Consider the following 19,600-nt stretch of genomic DNA (forward strand, 5'->3'; position numbering starts at 1 on the left):
TCCCGGTCAGGCGTGCGCCGCAAACCAGCTGTTCAGCAGTTCTTCCAGCGGTTCGACGACCGTCTCGTCCTCAAGCTCCTCGATGACCTCGGCCAGGAACGCACGAACGAGAAGGCCGCGGGCGGACTTTTCGTCGATGCCGCGCGCCATCAGGTAGAACAGATGGTTGCGGTCGATCTCGGTGACGGTGGCGCCATGGCCGCAGGCGACGTCGTCGGCGAAGATTTCGAGCTCGGGCTTGGTCGAGAACTCGCCGTCGTCGGACAGCAACAGCGTGTTGCAGGCCATGCGGGCGTCGGTCTTCTGGGCGATCTGGTGCACGTTGATGCGGCCCTGGAACACGCCCTTGGCGCGCCCGGTGACGACGTTGCGCACGACCTCGGTCGAAGACGTATGAGGCACGGCGTGATCGAGCACCATGGTGACGTCGACATGGCAGTCGCCGGCGAGCAGGTTGACGCCGCGCAGCTTGAAGTCGGCGCCTTCGCCTGTCGCCTTGACGATGACTTCCTGGCGCACAAGCTTTCCGCCGGCGTTCATGACGAACAGGGTCAGCTTGGCGTTCTTGCCGAGCTCGGCCTTGAACTGGGCGAGATGGGTCGCCGTCTCAGGCTGGTCCTGGACGATCAGCCACAGTACCTCGGCGTCGTCGCCGAGCAAAAGCTGGCTGACGGAGCTGACGAGACCAGCGCCCTCGCCCGTCTGGCGCTCGACGATGGTTACCCTGGCGCCAGCGCCGACACGAACCGGCAGGCGGACATGGACCTGGCCACCGGCCTGGATATTCTGCAGCTCGATCGGCTTTTCGACCTGGGCGCCGTCTTCGATGTCGACAAAATAGCCGTCGCCGACAAAGGCGGTATTCAACGCACCGACAGTGTCATCGCTGCCGTAAGTGACGAGCGCCGGCGCATAGCTGCCGTCGACCAGCTTGTCGCCGAGGCGCTGGAAGGTGACACCTTCGACGGAAGGCGTCGTCGCCGACACGCCGTTGACGATCGGCAGCAGGGTCGAGCCTTCGAGCAGAGGCGCTATGGTCTTGGCAGCAGCGCTGGCATCGAAGGCCGGCACGGATGCAAGAAGGCGACGCAGGTCGGTGTAATGCCAGGACTCGACACGACGGGTCGGCAGGCCAGCCTTGATCTGCTCGATCGCGTTGTCGCGCTTGATCATGACTGCGCCATCGCCGGGCAGGAGCGAAAGCCGCTCGCCGAAAGCGTCGATGATCGCCGCCTCCGCCGGGGTACGCTGGATTTCAGCACGGATGTTCATCGTCGACACCTCAAGCAGCCTCTTCGATGATCCCGGCATAGCCGTTCTCTTCGAGTTCGAGCGCCAGCGACTTGTCACCGGACTTGATGACCTGGCCCTTGTAGAGCACGTGGACAGTGTCCGGCACGATATGATCGAGCAGGCGCTGGTAGTGGGTGATGACGATGATGGCGCGGTCGGGCGAACGCAGCGCGTTGACACCGTCGGAGACGATCTTGAGCGCATCGATGTCGAGGCCGGAGTCGGTTTCGTCGAGCACACACAGCTTCGGCTCCAGCAGCTTCATCTGCAGGATCTCCGCGCGCTTCTTCTCGCCACCGGAGAAGCCGACATTGACCGGGCGCTTGAGCATGTTGAAGTCCATCTCCAGCGTACCGGCGGCGTCCTTCACACGCTTGATGAAATCAGGAACCTTCAGCGGCTCCTCGCCGCGCGCCTTTCGCTGCGAATTCATTGCGACCTTGAGGAACTCCATCGTGGCAACGCCGGGTATCTCCATCGGATACTGGAACGCCAGGAACAGACCCTTGGCGGCGCGCTCGGCAGGGTCCATCTCCAGGATCGACTCGCCATTGTAGAGGATCTCGCCCTCGGTCACCTCGTAGTCGTCGCGGCCGGCGAGGATGTAGGACAAGGTCGACTTGCCAGAGCCGTTCGGGCCCATGATGGCTGCGACTTCGCCGGCCTTCACCGTCAGGTTCAGGCCGCGGATGATTTCGGTGCCGCTCTCGGCGATACGGGCATGCAGGTTCTTGATCTCAAGCATCTTTTTTCAGCTTTCTTCATATCTGGCGCCGAGGCGGGCGGCGCAATTCCTGTCCACGACGATGCTGGCGCGCGGGTCTCTCAGATTCCCAGTGCGCGGCGCAGCAACGGCAAAAGGCTTGCGGCAACGATGCCGGTGATGGTTCCCAACGCAAGCCGCGCGGCGCGCGACTGGAACGACGGCGCTGCTGCGGCAAGACCGCCGCAAACGACCGCGTAGAAGACCATCGTGACCGGATCCATCAGCCGACGCTTCCTTCAAGGCTGATGCCGATGAGCTTCTGCGCCTCGACGGCAAACTCCATCGGCAGTTCCTGGATCACTTCCTTGACGAAGCCGTTCACGATCAGCGCGATTGCTTCTTCTTCGGGAATGCCGCGCTGCATGACGTAGAACTTCTGGTCGTCGGAAATCTTCGAGGTCGTCGCTTCATGCTCGAACTGAGCCGACGAATTCTTTGCCTCGATATAGGGCACGGTATGCGCGCCGCACTGGTTGCCGATCAGCAACGAGTCGCACTGGGTGAAGTTGCGCGCATTGGTCGCCTTGCGGTGGGCCGAGACCTGGCCGCGATAGGTGTTCTGCGAGAAGCCGGCGGCGATGCCCTTGGAGATAATACGGCTCGACGTGTTCTTGCCGAGGTGGATCATCTTGGTGCCGCTGTCGACCTGCTGATACCCGTTCGAAACCGCGATCGAATAGAACTCGCCACGGCTGTCGTCGCCGCGCAGGATGCAGGACGGGTACTTCCAGGTGATGGCCGAACCGGTTTCGACCTGGGTCCACGAGATCTTCGAGCGGTCGCCACGGCAGTCGCCGCGCTTGGTGACAAAATTGTAGATGCCGCCCTTGCCCTGGGCATCGCCCGGGTACCAGTTCTGCACGGTCGAATACTTGATCTCGGCATCGTCGAGGGCCACGAGCTCGACGACTGCAGCGTGGAGCTGGTTCTCGTCGCGCTGGGGTGCGGTGCAACCTTCAAGATAGGAGACGTAAGCGCCTTCCTCGGCGATGATCAGCGTGCGCTCGAACTGGCCGGTGTTCTTCTCGTTGATGCGGAAGTAGGTCGACAGCTCCATCGGGCAGCGAACGCCCTTGGGCACGAAGACGAACGAACCGTCGGTAAAGACGGCCGAATTCAGCGTCGCATAATAGTTGTCGGAGGTCGGCACGACCGAGCCGAGATACTTCTTCACCAGTTCGGGGTGCTCGCGGATAGCTTCCGAGATCGAGCAGAAGATGACGCCGGCCTTGGCCAGCTCGTCCTTGAAGGTGGTGACGACGGAAACCGAATCGAACACGGCGTCGACGGCGACGCGGCCCGATTTGTAGACATTGTCGCCAACTTCTTCATCGGACAGGCCGTCGACCGGCGCCGCTTGCTTCTGGACGCCGGCGAGGATCTCCTGCTCGCGCAGCGGAATGCCGAGCTTCTCGTAGACCTTCAGAATCTCGGGATCGACTTCATCGAGCGAGGTCGGCCCGGGCGTGCTCTTGGGAGCGGCGTAGAAGTAGATGTCCTGGAAGTCGATCTTGGGATAGTCGACGCGCGCCCAGTTCGGCTCTTCAAGCGTCAGCCAGCGGCGATAGGCACCGAGGCGCCATTCGAGCATCCACTCCGGTTCGCCCTTCTTGGCCGAGATGAAGCGGACGATGTCCTCGCTCAGGCCCTTCGGAGCCTTGTCCATCTCGATGAACGATTCGAAGCCGTATTTGTATTGGTCGACGTCGATCTTGCGGACCTGCTCGATCGTTTCCTGCACAGCAGGCATAAGCGTTCTCCATCCACGCCGGGGTCAAGGCCCGACAGTTTTCAAACTATGGCACCGCTGGAGCGGCGTAAGTTCCATATAGTGTGCTTTTGCCGGGAATTCACCCGGAAGAACGCCTTCGGCGTCCCTGACACACCCGTTCACTGGCCCTTGGGCCAAATTTCCCGCCGATCAGGCGGCTTTCGTACGGTCCGCGCGGCGCGAAAGAAGCGCTGCAAGAGCCGTTTCGAATTTTTCCACGTCCGCCTCGGACGTCAGCCGGCCAATCGACACGCGCAGCGCGCCCAGATTGTCGGCAAAGCCCATCGCCTTCAGCACATGGCTGGGGCCGACCTTGCCCGACGAGCACGCGGAACCTGCCGAGAGCGCAACGCCTGCGAGATCGAAGGCGATCTGTGCCGTCTCGGCCTTGACGCCCGGAATAGCGAAGAATGTCGTATTGGCAAGCCGTTCGACTGCCTTTCCGAAGATTTCGGCGTCGGAAACCAGCCGCAGAACGGTCTCTTCGAGGCGATCGCGCATGGCCCGGACCTCGCCGATCCCGGCCAGCCCGTCCAGAGCGGCGCGCGCGGCAGCGCCAAATCCAGATATCGCCGGCAGGTTCTCGGTGCCGCCACGATGGCCCTTTTCCTGACCGCCGCCCGTCACAAGAGGTGTGGACATCATCAGGTCGGCTTGGGCGACGATCGCGCCTGCACCCTTGGGGCCGCCGATCTTGTGCGAGGAGAGAATCAGGTAGTCGGCATAACCCTCTGACATATCGAGAGGAATGCGGCCCGCAGCCTGGACTGCATCGAGTACCAGCACGCCGCCTGAAGCCTTCACCAGTTCGGAAATGGCGCGGATGGGCTGGATGACACCGGTCTCGTTGTTGGCGGCGTGGATCGCCACCAGCGGCAGGCCTTCCGACTTGTCGTGGGCAGCGAGTGCGGCTTCCAGGGCAGCAAAGTCGACGATGCCGTTGCCATCGACGCCAAGACGGGCAACCCGCTCCGCCGGGAAACGGCCGCCATTCAGCACGCAAGGATGATCGGCCTCGGTGACATAGAGGCGCGACATGCGCACAGCGCCGCGCCCCATGCGCCAGTCGGGCGACAAAAGCGTGGTCGCGGCTTCGGTGGCGCCAGAGGTGAAGACGACATGTTCAGGCCTGGCGCCAACGAGGGCGGCGACATCGCGCCTGGCATCCTCGATGATCTTGCGGGCGGCCCTACCCTCGCTGTGAACCGACGACGGGTTGGCCGCGACATCGAGCGCAGCGACCACGGCCGCACGCGCTGCGGGCAGCAGCGGCGCACTGGCATTGTAGTCGAGATAGGCGCGCGGTCCGGCCATTTTCCTGGTTTTTGCCCTGTCAAATCATGTTCGGATGGGAGGACGCGCAATTTCCTTGAAATTCCAAGGCCAGCCGTCCTATCTACCCGCTTTGCCAAATGGGCGGTTTCGCCACCCAGTTTTGAACAGTTCTAAACTAGCTTCTAAGAAGGCGCGTCCCTCGCGTCAAGGCTGGGCACAGGATTGTTTAATCGGCCTTGCGTCAAGTGGAGTAGTTTATGCCAGAGGTCATTTTTACCGGTCCGGCGGGTCGCCTGGAAGGTCGTTATCAGCCGTCCAAGGAAAAGAACGCGCCGATTGCCATCATACTGCATCCGCACCCGCAGTTTGGCGGCACGATGAACAACAAGATCGTGTACGACCTCTTCTACATGTTCCAGAAGCGCGATTTCACCACGCTGCGCTTCAACTTCCGCGGCATCGGCCGCAGCCAGGGTGAGTTCGACCATGGCACGGGCGAGCTGTCGGATGCGGCTGCCGCACTCGACTGGGTGCAGTCGCTGCATCCCGACTCGAAGAGCTGCTGGGTCGCCGGCTATTCCTTCGGCGCCTGGATCGGCATGCAGCTTCTGATGCGCCGCCCGGAGATCGAAGGCTTCATCTCTGTTGCGCCGCAGCCCAACACCTACGACTTCTCGTTCCTGGCGCCCTGCCCGTCGTCGGGCCTGATCATCCATGGTGACGCCGACAAGGTGGCGCCGCCGAAGGATGTGCAGGGCCTGGTCGACAAGCTGCACACGCAGAAGGGCATCACCATCACCCAGAAGACGCTCCCCGGCGCCAACCACTTCTTCGGCAACGACCCGGAGCTGGTGATCGACGAGTGCGCCGAGTATCTCGACCGCCGTCTCGCCGGCGAGCTTTCGGACCCGCGTCCGAAGCGCCTGCGCTAAGAGGAGTTACGCGCATGTACCAGCCGCCGCTGTTTCGCGAGACCAGGCTGGACGTTCTGCATGCGCTGATCCGCAACCATCCGCTCGGCCTTCTGATCTGCAACGGATCGGAAGGCCCGGTGGCCAATCCGTTGCCATTCCTGCTCGACGCCGACATCGGCCCGAATGGACTGCTGCGAGCGCATCTCGCCCGCGCCAACCCGCAATGGCAGTTGCTGGCCGAAACGCCCGACCTGCCAGTGCTGGTGGTGTTCCACGGCGAGGACAGCTACGTCACCCCGTCCTGGTATGAGACCAAGCGCGAAACCGGCAAGGTGGTTCCGACCTGGAACTATGCGACCGTGCAGGTGCGCGGCATGGCACGCGTCATCGACGACAAGGACTGGCTTGCCGGCCAGATCGCCGAGCTCACCGCCAGCCAGGAAGCCGGGCGGACCGAGCCATGGCAGGTCTCCGACGCGCCCGATGCCTACATCGCGGCCCAGATCAAGGGCATCATCGGGCTCGAAATCGACATCACCGCCATCGACGGCAAGTGGAAGGTCAGCCAGAACCGGCCCGTCGGCGACCGCATCGGCGTGGCCGAAGGCATCGCCGCCGAGCAGAAGCCGGCCGGCGGCATGGCGCAACTGGTCCGCCAATATGGCGGGCTCGCGGGCGAATAGCCCTTCCGACCTGGAGCCTCTCTCATGAACATCCGTCCCGGCATCGCGGCCGACAACGCCGTGCTCGTTGCCATCTGGGAGGATGCCGTGCGCGCCACGCATGACTTCCTCAGCGAAGACGACATCCAGTTCTTCCGCCCCCTCGTCCGCGACGACTACCTGCCTGCGGTCGAGGTATTGGTGGCGGAGGATGCCGACGGCGAGCCGGTCGGCTTCATCGGCCTGGATGGCCCAAAAGTCGAAATGCTGTTCGTCAGCACCAGCCAGCATGGCAAAGGCATCGGCAAGGCGCTGATCGAGCATGTCGGGCGACTGAAAGGCCCGCTTGCTGTCGACGTCAACGAGCAGAACCCGGGCGGTGTCGCGTTCTATCTCAAATGCGGCTTCAAACAGGTCGGGCGCTCCGAACTAGACGGCCAGGGAAAGCCTTTCCCGCTGCTGCACCTGTCGCAGGCATCCTGAGGCGTCATGGACGGGATCAGCCTCCGGCCGTTTCGCCGCGAGGACCTTCTCGCCTATGCGGCATGGTTCGACGACACCGAGGTGGTACGGCGCATCGACGTCCCCAATGCCGACCGGGTCGCCCATGTCATGGATCCCGCAAGTCCGGCCCATGCGGTCGTGGCCACCAGCGCAACGAACGACGCAATGCTTGCCGTGCTGCAATATGACGATGAGCCCGATGGCGGCATCAGCCTGCTGATCGTGCTCGACCCGGCGCAACGCGGCCGAGGGGTCGGCAAGCGCGCACTCGCCGCCTTCGTCGCGCTTTTAGGCAGCCGCTAAACGCATGTAGACGGCCATGTCCACAACGACAATTTCGCCTCGATCGCCAGTGTAGAAAGCTGCGGCTTTGTCCGTCAGACCGCGGAGCGGGAAGACGGATTCCTGTTTTATAGCAAGCCACTTCGCGCCGGGAATTCATAAAAAGAATCCGGGCCGCAAGGACGGCCCGGATATTGTCGTGAAGCCAGCGCCTTACTTGGCCTTCAGGAACTCGCCGACCTCGAGCAGGACGAACTCGTTGTCGTCAGCCTTGTCGAGCGCGCGGCCGGCCGAGAACGGCAGGTTGTTATCGTCGCCGACGACGATGTGGGTGTCGTCGACGAGATCGACGTTCTCGATGGTGTTGAAAGGCATGTCGTAGAAGCCCTCGCCGCCGCCCTGGCGCTTCTTGTTGTCGGGATCGGCGATGTTCATCAGGTCGATGTAGCCAATCTTGCGGACCGCGCCGCCGACATTGGCGTCGGACATCTCGATCTTGTAGATCCGCTTGAACAGAGCCGGGTTGGCGAAGCAGTCCGGCTGCGGGTTCTTGGCATCGGCGCATTTCTTGGCGGCGACACCTGCACCCTGGTCGCGCTCGATGACGAGGGCTGTGGTGGCATCGATCATGTTGAAGTCGCCGATGGCATCGCCGCCGGCCGACAACGGATAGAGCCAGCTGCGGCCGGTCCATTCCTTTTTGGCGACGTCGAACTCGATGACGCGCAGCGCACGGTTGCCTTCGGCCTGCTCCATGGTGCCGTCTTCCTTGAACAGCGCGCCTTCGAGCAGGCCGTAGAGCTTGGAGCCGTCCTTCGACTGGGCGAGGCCCTCATAGCCGCCGGAGCGCTTGAGGTTGAAGGCCGGCATCGGCAGCGACGGGTTGGCCTGCAGCGTCAGCGTCGGATGGTCGGGCGACTTGACCGGCTTGCCATCGACGACGGTGCCGACGACGTCGGTCAGCTTGCCGTCGAGATCGAACTTCAGCAGATAGGGGCCGAACTCCTCGCCGACCCAGAAGCCGTCGGCAACCGGCTGGATCGACTCGACGTCGAAATCACCGCCGGTGAGGAAGCGGGTGTCGGAGCCTTCGAGCACGATCGGGAACGGTGCCTTGCGCTCGGGATCGGTCAGGAACAGGGTCTTGATGCGGTTCATCGTCCCCTTGTCCCAGTCGAACGAGATGTGATGCAACATCAAGGCGGCATCGGTGGAGTTCAGCTTGTTGCCGAAGCCGTTGTCCGACAGCGACCAGAACGTGCCGTCACCGACAGCCTTGATGCCTGAGAAGCCCTGGACGGGCTGGCCGTCGAATGGCAGCGACAGGCCGGTCAGGCGCACGCCATCCTTGCCGGGAACGGTGCCGAGGCCTTCGGCGCGCTTGCGGTCGGGAGTGGTGAACTTGCCCGACGTGCGCAGGTGTTCGGGCGCATTTTCGGGAGCTGCGATGATGGTGTTCGCCGGCAGGATCGCGTGACCGGCGAGCGTTGCCTTGAATTCCGTCTCATCCGCGAAGGCGGAGGCGGTGGTGAGCGCGAGAACAGCCGCAGCCAGATAGAGAGAGCGTCGCATGGTGGACCCCGATTGGTTGAAGGAACGCCCTCCAGCTAGGTCCACGCCATGTCGGGCGGGTGACGCCTGGGTGAAACTTTAATGAAGTCCCCGGATGCCGGACGGCAGGGGCCGCCTACCGACTGCGCCGGTCGCTGCTGTTCATGGTGTAGACATGGGCCTGAAGCCCGTTCATCGGACCAGTGTGCTGAAAGCGCATGCCGATCTTTTGCAGCACATTCAGCGACGCCGTGTTGTCGACATGGGCAAAGGCGATGAAGTGATCGCCTATCTTGCGCTCGAAAGAGAAGTTGGCCAAGGCCCCTGCTATCTCGGTGGCATAGCCCTGCCCCCAGAACTGCGGGGCAATGGCATAGCCGAGCTCGAACTGGCCGGTGGCGGCGAAGATCGAGAAACCGGCGCGGCCGATGAAGCGCCCCTCATCGCGCCGCTGCAGCTTGAACTTGGTGACACCGTGCAGCCGGTATTCTTCGGCCCAGCCCGTCATTCGGCCGGCAGCCTCGTCACGTGTCCAAGGCTGGCCGGTGATTGACAGATATCGCGACGCCTGCACGTGCGAATGCAGCCAGACGAGATCGTCCAGGTCCGTGTCGCGCCAGGTCCGGAGCAACAGCCGTGGTGTTTCGAGAACCGTTTCATCTGTCATGTTGCCGTCCATCCGCGCCCTCATTCGTTTCCGGCATCACAAGGGACGCTCCTGTCGGTTGGCAATCCTTGTGATTCCTGCGCTTCAGATGCTAAAGCGCTCGCGTCGCCGATCACATGCACGATCTGCCATGCCAATCGTCCGCCGAGAGAGAAACCATGTCCGCCTTCAAGTCCGATTTCCTGCGCACCCTTTCCGAGCGCGGCTTCATCCACCAGACCTCGGATGACGCCGGCCTCGACGATCTCTTCTGCAAGGAAACCGTGTCGGCCTATATCGGCTTCGACCCGACGGCTTCGAGCCTGCACGCCGGCGGCCTGATCCAGATCATGATGCTGTACTGGATGCAGAAGACCGGCCATCGCCCCGTGCCGCTGATGGGCGGCGGTACCGGCATGGTCGGCGACCCGTCGTTCAAGGACGAGGCGCGCAAGCTGATGACGCCCGAGTTGATCCAGTCCAACATCGACGGCATCAAGCAGGTGTTTTCGAACTACCTGACCTTCGGCGACGGTCCGCGCGATGCAATGATGGTCAACAACGCCGAGTGGCTCATGCCGCTCAACTATCTCGAATTCCTGCGCGATGTCGGCCAGCACTTCTCGGTCAACCGGATGCTGAGCTTCGATTCCGTCAAGCAGCGTCTCGACCGCGAGCAGTCGCTGTCGTTCCTCGAATTCAACTACATGATCCTGCAGGCCTACGACTTCGTCGAACTCAACAAGCGCTACGGCCTGCGCCTGCAGATGGGCGGCTCCGACCAGTGGGGCAACATCGTCAACGGCATCGACCTTGGCCACCGCCTCGGCACGCCGCAGCTCTACGCCCTGACCTCGCCGTTGCTGACGACCTCTTCCGGCGCCAAGATGGGCAAGTCGATGAACGGTGCCGTCTGGCTCAATGCCGACATGTTGTCGCCCTATGATTTCTGGCAGTATTGGCGCAACACCGAGGACGCCGATGTCGAGCGCTTCCTGAAGCTCTACACGGCGATGCCGCTCGACGAGATTGCGCGCCTGGCAGCTCTCGGCGGGGCGGAGATCAACGACGCCAAGAAGGTGCTGGCGACCGAAGTGACCGCGATGCTGCATGGCCGCACTGCTGCCGAGCAGGCGGCCGAGACGGCGCGCAAGACGTTCGAGGAAGGCGCGCTTGCCGACACGCTGCCGACGGTAGAGGTACCAGGCGACGAGCTTAAGGCCGGCATCGGACTGCTGTCGCTGGTCGTTCGCGCCGGGCTTGCAGCGTCCAACGGCGAAGCACGCCGTCACGTCCAGGGTGGCGCTGTACGCATCAACGACCAGTCGGTCAATGACGAGCGCCGCGCGGTGACGACGGCCGACCTGACGCCGGAAGGCGTGGTCAAGCTGTCGCTCGGCAAGAAGAAGCACATCCTGGTGCGCCCGGCCTAGCTGGCAGCACCCCGCAGGTACTGAAAATGGCCGGCACTGCCGGCCATTTTCATATCCGGAGATGCGGGCCGCGTTGCGCGCTCAGTACTCGAAGATCGCGCGGAAGATGCCGGGTGCGATGACCGACAGCGGATTGACGTGCAGCTTGGGCGCGTTGGCGTCGCCCGACAGCTTGTAGGTGACGCCGATCAGGCCGCGGTCGCGGCCATTGCCCAGGATGACGCCGACGAGCGGCAGCTCGCCGAAGATGCGGTTGAGGCCATAGGCCGGCATGAAGGTGCCGGTCATGTTCATCTGGCCCTGCTGGTCATAGAGCACGCCCTGGAATGTCGTGCCGATCAGCGGCCCGCGCAGGACGCCGTTTTCCAGGGCCAGATATTTCGATCGCTTGTCGATCTGCGCGAAGCCCCGCTCGAAGACGACACGCGACGTGTCGATGTCCTTGCGCACCGCCTGGTTGAGGCTGCGATTGTCGCCGGCCGGCTTGCTGGAGACGATCGACGCCAACCGCGGTTCGTCGACGACGACGAACTCACGCACGTCGACCTGGCCCTTGAGCGGCCCATCGCCAGCCGATTCCAGCGCAAGCGCCAGCGACCCGCCCTGCATGCGGGCATAAACGTCGAGGAAGCGCAGGATCGCACCGGCATCGGCGGACCTGACGTCAAGGCGGCGCCCGCCGCCTTGCAGCACGTTGCTGACGGTAATCAGCCCGCCGGAGCTGGCCGCGGCATTAACCTGAAGCCCGCCGACCTTCGAACCGGAACCCGAATATTCCAGGCTGACATTCGACAGCTTTTCGCCACTGAAGCCCACCAGTGTGTCGACATTGGCGGTGACAGATATGGAATTCGATCCCGTCGACTTGGTCGCGCTGTCGACGTCGGACATGAACTGCTTGATCAGCGCGCGCGCATCGAGCGAATTGCCCTTGACCTGGACCGCAAATCCCTTGCCGGAACGCTTGATGTTGACCGCGACATCGTCGCCGCGGTTGAGCTGAACCTGGTTGAAGCGGGCAGATGACAGGCTGCCATTGGCAAGCGTGACGTCGCCCTTGATGGTGAATGTCTTTCCGTCGAGACTGAAATCGGACAGCGTCGACCGCTCGCCATCTGACGTCATGGTGAATGACACCTCGGCAGCGATACCCGGCCCCTTGCTCCAGCCTACCCAGGGAAGATCGAGTTTGGCCGCGGTCAGGTCGGCGGTGATGCTGCGCTTGCCCGGCTCGGGCTGCTCGACATCGACCTTGATCGTGCCGGAGAGCATGTCGGACAGGCCGGGAACGAGGGCGTTGCGCGCCTTGTCGTCGAGCACGAACTGGACGTTGCGCTCCTTGTCGATGCCGTTGTCCCGCAACGGCTCTACGAGGTCGAGTTCCGCCGGAACTCCGTTAAGCTTTCCCTTGGCAACGATGACGGCCTTGTCGGGCGTCACGGTGATGTTGCCGTCGGCCTCGGACAGCTTTTGGCCGTCGAACTCCTTGGCCACCGCCAGGCCGTCATAGTCGAGCGCCACCTTCCAATCGAGCTTGCTGGTGTCGATGCCGCTGGTCAGCGGGATGTCGGCCTTGACGTTGCCGATCACGTCACCGGTCAGTTCCTCGGGCAGGATGCCGACATGGCGCATGGCATTGATCGGTTCGTAGGAAGCCAGTTCGGCGATCGCATCGGCACTGCCCTCGACATCGATGTCGAGCGAACCGAGGACCGGCATGACATTGGCCTTGACGACCTTCAGCTTGCCGTTGCTCGCGGCAACCGTGCGGCCACTCGGCATGAAGACTGTGCCCTGGGACAGCGACACGTCGACGTCGTTGCCATGGAACTCGACAATGCCCCTGGCATCGCGGATCGGCGGAATGCGGCCCGCCGTATCGAAGCGCGAGCCATCGATCTCGAAACGGCCGAACACTTCCTGCGCATTGAGCGGCACGCCGTTGCCGAGACGGTCGGGCCTGACATCGAACTGGACGTTGCCGTCGACGACCCGGCCGCCATAGAGATTATGCAGTACCCAAAGCCGGGCATTTCGCGCCGAAAACCACGGCCACAGCTGCTTGACATGCGCGACCGACATGTCGTGGACGTTGAAGGCGACAAAAATGCCTGGAGCCTTGCCTTCGACGAACTGGACCGACGCCTTTCCAAGCGCCTCGCCGCCCGGCCCGGACTTCAGGCCGATCTGTTCGGCCAAAAGCGTGTTGGTGACCACGTCATATGCGCCCGCGACACGCGCCAGGAAATTGAGTGCAGGCTCCGGCGATTCATCGGGTGCCAGGCGCGATTCGCGGCTGATCAGCTCGAAGCGGTAGGCCGGATTGTCGCCTGCATTGCCGGTCGCCGGGCGCGGCCCCAAAGCACCAGCGAAATCGAACGTCGAACGGCTGGTCGCAACGAGCAACTTGCGAATGTCGAGCTTGTTCTCGCCACTGGCGAGGCGCAGGTCGACGGTAACGTCGCCGACAAGCTGACCGCGCTCCTTGAGATCCAGCGTCGACTTGCCGATCGATCCCCTGGCGATCAGTTCGGAGCCGTCACCGTTGACGCCCTCTTGGCCCGTGATGGTCAGTTCGGCCGAGCCGATGCGACTTGCCTTGGCTGCCGGGATGTCGGTCTTTCCGGCGAACGGATCGCTCATCGATACTGTCGCATCCAGTGCTGCGATCCGATTGGCGCCATCCTCGCGCCTTGTCGCGGCGGCCAGTTCGACATCGCGGCCATCGACGTCGAAATTGGCTGTGACACGCAACTCCCCTGATCGTGTCTTGGCGAGCGCGGCATCGATGACGCGCACGATCTTGACCTCACCGCCCGATGGCAGGACGAAATCGACGTTGCCGAGCGCGATTTCGCGCATGGCATCGAACTGGACAGCGTCAAAGCCGCGGCGAATACCCCGGAACGTCTCGTCAAGCAGCTTCTGCGGGTCGACGAGACCGTCCTGATTGCGCAGGGCCGCACTCCAGTCCGAACCGCCACCGGCCGGCATCGCATCGACGACGATCCGGGCGTCGGAAATGCTGGCATTGCCGAGCCGGACATTGCCGGTAAGCAATGGCAAAAGCCTGATACCGAAGCGCATCAGGCCGGCTTCTGCCATGGGCGAGCCGTCAGTGCGTGTGAGCTTGACGTCGGGAACCTCGACCGCAATCAGCCTGAGGCCATCGAGCGTCAGCCGCGCCTGCCCCATCGAGACGTCGACATCGACGCCGGCGAGGCCCTCGATGGCATGCTCGGCCTCGGCGCGCAGCCTGTCCTGGCCAAAACCGGAATAGCTGAGCGCTTCGATGGCGATGATTGCCAGAAGCACCAGCGAGCCGAGCACGGCCACCGCGGCAAGCAAGCAATGGCCGGCACGCCGCCTCACGGAGGTACGTGGACGCGGCAGTTCCTGGCCCGCAGCCGACGGCATGGCGCCGAGATCGGTAATCTCATCGCGCCTGAACCGGATTTTCTCGTGCCGGGGCACTTCCTGATCCACGCTATGTCCCGTAGTCGTTTCGGTCGTGGACGAATCCAAGTCCGGCATTATTAACCTGACATCCTTGCCGGCTCACCCCGTAACTTCAAACAAGGGTATCGATATGTCTGAACTCGAGACAGGCCAAACCGCCCCGCAATTCACGTTGCCGCGCGACGGCGGGGGTATTCTGACGCTTTCCGACTTCGGCGGCAAACCTGTTGTCCTCTATTTCTATCCCAAGGACGATACATCCGGCTGCACCGCCCAGGCGATCGACTTCACCCAGCTCAAACCTCAATTCGAAAAGGCTGGAGCGGTCGTCATCGGCGTTTCGCCCGACAGCGCCAAGAAACACGACAAATTCAAGGCCAAGCACCAAATTGGCATCGACCTCGTCGCCGACGAAGAGCGAAAGGCGCTTGAGGCCTATGGCGTGTGGACCGAAAAATCTATGTATGGCCGCAAGTACATGGGCGTCGAGCGTTCGACATTCCTGATCGACGCTGACGGCAAGATCGCCAGGATCTGGCGCAAGGTGAAGGTACCGGGCCACGCCGCCGAAGTGCTGGAGGCGGTGAAAGTCCTCTAGCGAAAATCGCCCGCTGCGGAACCGATGCCCTCTCTCGACGTTTCTCACCCAACGACCATCAACGGGAGAATAAAGATGTTCCGCAGCGTCATCCTCTGGATGCTTGGCATTCCCATCCCTATCATCATCCTGCTCTGGCTTTTCCTACGTTAATTCGTGATCATTCGACAACAGCTGAAGAAAACTCGGCCCGCGTATATTCTCGCGTTATCCAAGATGCCGCCAGACTTTCGTAGCATGACTTGGACAGCCAAGAGCCCGCCATATATTACTGTGGCGGGTTTTTCATGCCCTGATCACCCCAGAACCAGCTCGCGGCTCCAATCCGGGCAAAGCTTTGTTAACCCTAATAATGTGTAATCGGATCGTCGCTGTCTCGTGATGAGAGTTGGGTCCGGTGAAAGCAGCAAGTCAGGCCGCCGTGTTCGGCAGGCGAAAAGAGCCCCATACCGTCATCATCGCACGCGGCAACGAGATCCGTCACTTCACCGTGCGCCCCTGGGTCGCCGCTGCAGCCGGTTCGGCGCTCGCTGCCGTCGCCATCGGTTATCTCCTTGCCACATCATATCTCGTGTTGCGTGACGACCTGATCGGCGCTGCGACCGCGCGCCAGGCACGTATGCAGCACGCCTATGAAGACCGCATCTCGGCACTGCGTGCCCAGGTCGACCGCATCACCAGCCGGCAATTGCTCGACCAGCAATTGATGGAAACCAAGGTCAGCGAATTGCTGGAGCGGCAATCACAGCTCAGCCAGCGCAATGGCAGGCTCGGCCCGATCCTCGACAAGGCGCAAGCGTCCGAAGTGGCGGAACCCGCTTCTGAGGGTAAGGCAGCCGACGAGCGCGCCGACATCTCCGTTCCAACAGGGCAGCCGCTCGCCTATGCGGCGGCTGACGCCGCGGCCGTGCGCCCATTCTCATTCTGGTCGACAAGGTCGGCCGAGCCCGACGGCGAAAGCCGGGCCGACCGCGCCGACAAGTTGTTCGTCGCCATCAACAAGTCGCTGCGCAGCATCGAGGACGACCAGGTCGAGCGCATCGATGCACTGGCCGACAATGCCTATCAGACCGCAGGCGCCATCACCGACGCGCTCGAGAATGCCGGCCTTCCCGTCTCCGCGGATTTCGGCAAGTCGGGCGTTGGCGGCCCGCTGGTGCCGCTCGACAACCCGATGGCCTTCGACAGCAAGGTCAAGGAGCTCGACGAGGCGCTCGACACGCTCGACCGGCTGAAGAAGGAGGCGCGCAAGCTGCCGCTCGCCAATCCCGCCGCCGGCCGTTCGATCTCGAGCACGTTCGGGGTCCGCACCGATCCGCTGATCGGCACGCCGGCGTTGCATTCGGGCATGGATTTCCGCGCCCCCTACGGCTCGCCCGCGCGCGCTACGGCTGCCGGTACGGTCATCAAGGCGGGCTGGAACGGCGGCTATGGCCGCATGGTCGAGATCGACCATGGCGGCGGCTTCACCACGCGCTACGCCCATCTCAGCAAAATCCTTGTCGCCCCCGATCAGAAGATCGCGGTTGGCGACGAAATCGGCGAAGTTGGCAGCAGTGGACGCTCGACCGGCCCGCACCTGCACTACGAGGTGCGGCGCGACGGCGAGGCGGTCGACCCGCTTCGCTTCATCAAGACCGGCAAGAAGCTCGGGCAGTACCTCTGAGCCACGCGGCCAGAGGCGACGTCCGGGAACTGTCATCCACAGGTTCGGACATCTGTCGCGCACATCGCATGTTCTGGAACGCAGGACGCTCTGCGAATCTGCGTGATGCCGGAATCATTCTGCAACACAGCGCGCGAACAAAAGGTGGCAGACGCCCCGCAGGAGGCTTCGCCCGCGAGCACGAATCATCAAAGGCGGACTTTTCCGTCAGCACGATTCGCGCCTGCATGCTGCGAACAATGACAGCACGAACATGTTTGGAGATTTGGAAAAATCTGTGTTTCCCAGCACCATCAGGCGCTCGTGGAAAACTTAATCTACAGGATCAGTCGGCAAAGGCTAAGCCTTTGAAAAACTGGCGCGAGTGACGGGGCTCGAACCCGCGACCTCCGGCGTGACAGGCCGGCACTCTAACCGACTGAGCTACACCCGCGCTCTGGACGTTGGCGCTGGGCGCCGCGTCGTTGGCGGTGAATTACGGGGTTCGATGGGGAGTGTCAAGCGACATCGAAGAGATAATCGACAAACTTTGTCGTCTATTTTTCGATGTCCACAAAACCCGGCTTTCTGACCGCTTCACCTGCCCCAGCGGCATGCATTTGAACTTGCGGATCACAGGCGAACCGCTTATTGGTCCGCGCGGTTGGGGCGATTAGCTCAGTTGGTAGAGCGCTTCGTTTACACCGAAGATGTCGGCGGTTCGAGCCCGTCATCGCCCACCATTTTTCCTCAGATTTTATTATGATTTCCGGCCTGACGGCTGGATTTGCGAAGTGCCCTACAGGTTCAGCGGATCTGAAGGGCTGGAATGCCGGAATTGCCCCTATCCACCGATACGGTCAGGAATTGAGCCGGGCCGTCTCCAGGCGTGACACCGCGCCATCTGGATCTCCAAATGCATCGAGACATCTGCAATTGCCTCCCCCAAACACCGCGCTAAACTGCCGCCATGGGCTTTCTCCTCTACGCCTTCCTGCCGGCAATCATCATCACCCTGGCTATTGTCGGCGCGCTGGTGTGGCGTGGGATGCAGTTTGGCGAGCTGGCGCGCCATGGCTTGCCGGTGACGGGGATAGTGATCAGGAAATTTCGCACCGGCGCGGGTAATGCTGGATCGATGGGGCGCCGGATCGCCTTTTCCTATGTCGCGGCTGACGGGGTCGAGCATCGCCGGGCGGCCACAGTGTCCGGCAGCAAATGGGTAGAGCTTGAAGAAGGCGGGCCGATCCAGCTTGTTTATCTGCCAGAAAAGCCCGGCGTCAGCGCCCCGGCCTGGCTGGTCGAGGACGCGCGCAAGGCACTGGGCAAGGCAGCCTAATAGCCGACAGCAAAAACCATCTCCGGGACATTAGAAGGCTGGCAGCGTCTCTACGAAACGCGGCTTTCTCTGCCAAGTGACTGCCCGTCTGATTGATCAGCCTCTCGACTATGAGGCACGAACGAAACTCGCGCCCATGTCAAACCAGCAATAGCCGCTGCATATCCTTGAACCTAGCCGGGCGCATTCGCTTCGTCCGCGGAAGGTGCATTTCACAATCCACGTTGTGTGCATCTGCAGTTGGCAAAGCATGAACTGCAATGAACTCGCAATGTTGATAGCGCCATATGAGCAAATTGACGCCGTTTTGCGCCCTCGAACAACTCGACAGCATGAAGCAGCTTTGGCTGCCACAGCAAGCTTTGGGAGAATTTCTGATGCCAGCTCAGTCACCATTCAAATCCGATGCGGCAAGGGACAGGGTTCTTGATGACTATGATGCGCTGCTGGCGCGATGGCCGGTATCTTATGAAAGCCGCTTCATCGATACCGATTTCGGCAAGGCCCATCTCATCGTTTCCGGCAATCCGACGGCGTCTCAGCTGGTATTGCTGCATGGCGGGGGTGGCAATGCGACGATGTGGATTCACAACATCGCTGAGCTCGCTGCGACGTTTCGCGTCTATGCTCTTGATATCATTGGCGACGTCGGCAGGAGCACGGGCGCGCGACCAGCCTATGCATCCGGCGGCCACGTGCGTTGGCTGGCTCAGGTACTCGATGGCCTCGGCCTTGAACAAACGGCACTTGCCGGCACATCTTTCGGCTCATGGCTCGCTGCCGATTTTGCGCTCAAATACCCGGAACGCGTGCGAGGATTGGCATTGCTCGCGCCGCCCCATATCGAGCCGCTGCGTTTGAGCTTTATGCTGAGGGCGGTTCTGGCGACCATGGCTCCAACCGACTCACGAATTCGCAGCTTTTATCGCCTTGTCTCATCGCCGCATGCACCGCAGCCGACTGGGCTGGTCATGCAGGATTTCGTCACACGTTGGCGGTCGCAACGGCAAAGCCCACCGCCGCCGCCAAGGATGTCAGCAGACGATCTGCAACGCATGCCGGCGCGAACCCTATTTCTGTTGGGGCAGGATGATGCCCTTTACGATGTAAACAAAGCAGCGGCGCGTATTCGCGCGAATGCGCCAGCCTGCAAAGTTGCGCTGTTGGCGCGAGCCGGACATACGCTGACAGTGGACAGGCCTCGTGAGGTCTGCGATGCGCTGATGGAGTTTCTCGCTGAAATTCCAGCACCAGCTGCCCTTTGACAAGGAGGCCTTAAGAGCCTGCAACGACGGCTGCGATCCAGGAAAACCAGACATCACACGTATATTGCCGTGACCGACACGCCCATAATTCGCCTCCGCCCTCGCAACGCTGCCCCCGATTCCTATCTCTAGGCCATGTTTGCAGTCGTCGCCCTGATGTCCTTCGTCTCCATCGCCTTGCCGCACCATCCCGGTAC

The 19,600-nt window shown here is 62.2% G+C and carries 17 protein-coding genes and 2 tRNA genes; 10 read left to right on the top strand and 9 right to left on the bottom strand.

Annotated features, from left to right (window positions below):
* Positions 1-6: 6 nt before the first annotated feature.
* From sufD to DY201_RS18000, 5 genes are all read right to left on the bottom strand, one after another.
* Complete coding sequence (gene sufD / locus DY201_RS17985; RefSeq protein WP_115733857.1) at positions 7-1,272, bottom strand: Fe-S cluster assembly protein SufD; 1,266 nt, start codon at positions 1,270-1,272, stop codon at positions 7-9.
* A gap of 10 nt (positions 1,273-1,282) precedes the next feature.
* The gene (sufC, locus tag DY201_RS17990) at positions 1,283-2,038 is read right to left on the bottom strand and encodes a Fe-S cluster assembly ATPase SufC (protein WP_115732372.1); all 756 of its coding nucleotides are present in this window, start codon (positions 2,036-2,038) and stop codon (positions 1,283-1,285) included.
* An 80-nt stretch (positions 2,039-2,118) separates the two neighbouring features.
* Positions 2,119-2,280, bottom strand: coding sequence for a hypothetical protein (locus DY201_RS29105; RefSeq protein WP_165915945.1), 162 nt, complete (start codon positions 2,278-2,280; stop codon positions 2,119-2,121).
* The gene (gene sufB / locus DY201_RS17995; protein ID WP_115732373.1) at positions 2,280-3,809 is read right to left on the bottom strand and encodes a Fe-S cluster assembly protein SufB; all 1,530 of its coding nucleotides are present in this window, start codon (positions 3,807-3,809) and stop codon (positions 2,280-2,282) included. The genes DY201_RS29105 and sufB overlap by 1 nt, the downstream gene beginning before the upstream one ends.
* Before the next feature lie 171 nt (positions 3,810-3,980).
* Entirely contained in the window at positions 3,981-5,144 is a 1,164-nt protein-coding gene (locus DY201_RS18000) for a cysteine desulfurase family protein (protein WP_115732374.1), read from the bottom strand.
* Positions 5,145-5,362: 218 nt separating this feature from the next.
* Between DY201_RS18000 and DY201_RS18005 the strand changes: the two genes are divergently transcribed.
* From DY201_RS18005 to DY201_RS18020, 4 genes are read left to right on the top strand one after another with little or no spacing between them, the layout of a single operon-like run.
* Positions 5,363-6,037 (top strand): alpha/beta hydrolase, encoded by a 675-nt coding sequence (locus tag DY201_RS18005; protein ID WP_067962698.1) that lies wholly within the window; start codon positions 5,363-5,365, stop codon positions 6,035-6,037.
* 14 nt (positions 6,038-6,051) lie between these two features.
* The gene (locus DY201_RS18010) at positions 6,052-6,702 is read left to right on the top strand and encodes an FMN-binding negative transcriptional regulator (RefSeq protein WP_115732375.1); all 651 of its coding nucleotides are present in this window, start codon (positions 6,052-6,054) and stop codon (positions 6,700-6,702) included.
* Between the two features lie 24 nt (positions 6,703-6,726).
* The gene (locus DY201_RS18015) at positions 6,727-7,164 is read left to right on the top strand and encodes an acetyltransferase (protein ID WP_115732376.1); all 438 of its coding nucleotides are present in this window, start codon (positions 6,727-6,729) and stop codon (positions 7,162-7,164) included.
* A 6-nt stretch (positions 7,165-7,170) separates the two neighbouring features.
* Positions 7,171-7,488 carry a GNAT family N-acetyltransferase gene (locus tag DY201_RS18020; RefSeq protein ID WP_115732377.1) on the top strand — a complete coding sequence of 106 codons (318 nt, stop codon included), beginning with the start codon at positions 7,171-7,173 and terminating at the stop codon, positions 7,486-7,488.
* A gap of 192 nt (positions 7,489-7,680) precedes the next feature.
* On the opposite strand, the gene DY201_RS18025 is transcribed toward DY201_RS18020, so the two are convergent.
* Positions 7,681-9,039, bottom strand: a complete 1,359-nt coding sequence (locus DY201_RS18025; RefSeq protein ID WP_115732378.1) for an esterase-like activity of phytase family protein — start codon at positions 9,037-9,039, stop codon at positions 7,681-7,683.
* A gap of 115 nt (positions 9,040-9,154) precedes the next feature.
* On the bottom strand, positions 9,155-9,685 hold the full coding sequence (locus tag DY201_RS18030) for a GNAT family N-acetyltransferase (protein WP_115733858.1): 531 nt from the start codon (positions 9,683-9,685) through the stop codon (positions 9,155-9,157).
* A 158-nt stretch (positions 9,686-9,843) separates the two neighbouring features.
* Here DY201_RS18030 and tyrS point away from each other — a divergent pair, with 158 nt between their 5' ends.
* The gene (tyrS, locus tag DY201_RS18035; RefSeq protein WP_115732379.1) at positions 9,844-11,097 is read left to right on the top strand and encodes a tyrosine--tRNA ligase; all 1,254 of its coding nucleotides are present in this window, start codon (positions 9,844-9,846) and stop codon (positions 11,095-11,097) included.
* An 81-nt stretch (positions 11,098-11,178) separates the two neighbouring features.
* Here tyrS and DY201_RS18040 read toward each other — a convergent pair whose 3' ends face one another.
* On the bottom strand, positions 11,179-14,583 hold the full coding sequence (locus tag DY201_RS18040; protein ID WP_115732380.1) for a YhdP family protein: 3,405 nt from the start codon (positions 14,581-14,583) through the stop codon (positions 11,179-11,181).
* 103 nt (positions 14,584-14,686) lie between these two features.
* Here DY201_RS18040 and bcp point away from each other — a divergent pair, with 103 nt between their 5' ends.
* Both bcp and DY201_RS18050 read left to right on the top strand, forming a co-directional pair.
* Positions 14,687-15,154, top strand: a complete 468-nt coding sequence (gene bcp, locus DY201_RS18045; protein ID WP_115732381.1) for a thioredoxin-dependent thiol peroxidase — start codon at positions 14,687-14,689, stop codon at positions 15,152-15,154.
* A gap of 397 nt (positions 15,155-15,551) precedes the next feature.
* A complete protein-coding gene (locus DY201_RS18050; RefSeq protein ID WP_115732382.1) occupies positions 15,552-16,820 on the top strand; it encodes a M23 family metallopeptidase in 1,269 nt (422 codons plus the stop codon).
* A gap of 356 nt (positions 16,821-17,176) precedes the next feature.
* Here the strand turns inward: DY201_RS18050 and DY201_RS18055 are convergent.
* Positions 17,177-17,253: transfer RNA gene (locus DY201_RS18055), tRNA-Asp, on the bottom strand.
* A gap of 213 nt (positions 17,254-17,466) precedes the next feature.
* Here DY201_RS18055 and DY201_RS18060 point away from each other — a divergent pair.
* The 3 genes from DY201_RS18060 (at position 17,467) to DY201_RS18070 (ending at position 19,403) form a co-directional block, all read left to right on the top strand.
* Positions 17,467-17,542 (top strand) — tRNA-Val (locus DY201_RS18060).
* 227 nt (positions 17,543-17,769) lie between these two features.
* A complete protein-coding gene (locus DY201_RS18065; protein ID WP_115732383.1) occupies positions 17,770-18,138 on the top strand; it encodes a DUF3592 domain-containing protein in 369 nt (122 codons plus the stop codon).
* 287 nt (positions 18,139-18,425) lie between these two features.
* Positions 18,426-19,403 (top strand): alpha/beta fold hydrolase, encoded by a 978-nt coding sequence (locus DY201_RS18070; RefSeq protein ID WP_115732384.1) that lies wholly within the window; start codon positions 18,426-18,428, stop codon positions 19,401-19,403.
* Positions 19,404-19,600 lie beyond the last annotated feature (197 nt).

This window comes from Aminobacter aminovorans, assembly GCF_900445235.1.
GTDB classification, from domain to species: Bacteria; Pseudomonadota; Alphaproteobacteria; order Rhizobiales; family Rhizobiaceae; genus Aminobacter; species Aminobacter aminovorans.